Origin of the sequence: Chromohalobacter sp. HP20-39, assembly GCF_033052815.1 — a bacterium.
GTDB lineage: Bacteria > Pseudomonadota > Gammaproteobacteria > Pseudomonadales > Halomonadaceae > Chromohalobacter.
In genome coordinates this window covers 1-281 of record NZ_JAWHTP010000552.1, presented here as the reverse complement: position 1 = coordinate 281, position 281 = coordinate 1, and the positions used below count along the sequence as shown (strand labels likewise).

1 protein-coding gene is annotated in these 281 nt (G+C 58.0%); it reads left to right on the top strand.

All coding sequences use genetic code 11. From position 1 onward, the window contains the following. Positions 1-92: 92 nt before the first annotated feature. A partial coding sequence (locus RVY79_RS19160) for a hypothetical protein (protein ID WP_317466144.1) occupies positions 93-281 on the top strand: 189 nt, incomplete at its 3' end.

Here is a 281-nt window from a genome sequence, read left to right as displayed (position 1 = left end):
AGCGGCAATCTCAAGGGATGCAGTACACAGGAAGGCGATGCGGCAGCCCAGGGTGCAGCATCGGTTTCGCGCTGAAAAGGTAAGGTTGCTGTATGACGCTTCGCATTTTGTCAGCCTTGGAAAGCGGGTGGCCTGAAGACGCCAATACCGACATCGCGGCGCCGGATCTTCGCTGTCTGGAGTTGTGCCGCGAACTTGCATCCGGCTATCACATGCTCGGGCAACGAGATGCAGATGGCCGCTCGTTGCAAGCCTATCTGTTGCTGGATACCTGGGACGAC